This is a genomic window from Streptomyces alkaliphilus, from assembly GCF_014141535.1.
In the GTDB taxonomy this organism is placed as follows: domain Bacteria; phylum Actinomycetota; class Actinomycetes; order Streptomycetales; family Streptomycetaceae; genus Streptomyces; species Streptomyces alkaliphilus.
Genome location: NZ_VKHT01001624.1, coordinates 1 through 609 on the forward strand (window position 1 = coordinate 1; position 609 = coordinate 609).

A 609-nucleotide genomic window follows, 5' to 3' on the forward strand; every position below is an offset into this window, starting at 1 on the left:
GGGCGGGGGACGTCCTCCACCGCCCGGGGCCCGCCGCGCCCCCGGGTGGCGGGCGCCCCGGCGAACTCATCCGCGAACTCGACACCACCCTCCGCGCCGGGGCACGGTGATCCCCGGCCCCCGGGCGGGGTCGGTCACCAGCGGGGCCAGACCTCCGGATCCCAGTGGACGCAGGCGATCTCATGGTGGTTCATGGTGTTCCACCCCCGCTCGGACGGCACGTAATACCAGAGGAAATTCGCGTACTTCTCCCCTTCGGGCAGGTCGGCTCTCCGGGCGGCTTCCGCCTCCCGGCACTCCCGGGCCGCCGTCACCTCCACCTCCGTGGCGCCGGGCCAGGGGCCGGCCTCCATCCGGATGATCGCGATCACCTCGGCATCGTGCGGGGTGTCGCACGGCACCGTCTCCAGGGCGTTGATGTCCGCCCCGTTCTCCCCGTGCAGTCGCAGGCAGTCGCCGAGGGCGTGGCCCTCGGTGGTGACGTTCCCGAACACCCGCTCCCGGGCCCACTCCTTCATCCCGTCCGGCGCCGGGCCGACGATGACGAAGAGGGAGAACGCGAGGGGGAGCGCGGTGCAGGTGATCGCCGCGATCGCCCACCCCCTGCCC

1 protein-coding gene is annotated in these 609 nt (G+C 73.6%); it reads right to left on the reverse strand.

Translation table 11 applies throughout. The features are described 5' to 3' along the window. Positions 1 to 134 precede the first annotated feature (134 nt). Positions 135 to 609: septum formation family protein (locus FNQ90_RS26010; RefSeq protein ID WP_182608536.1), on the reverse strand; the 475-nt coding region annotated here is incomplete at its 5' end.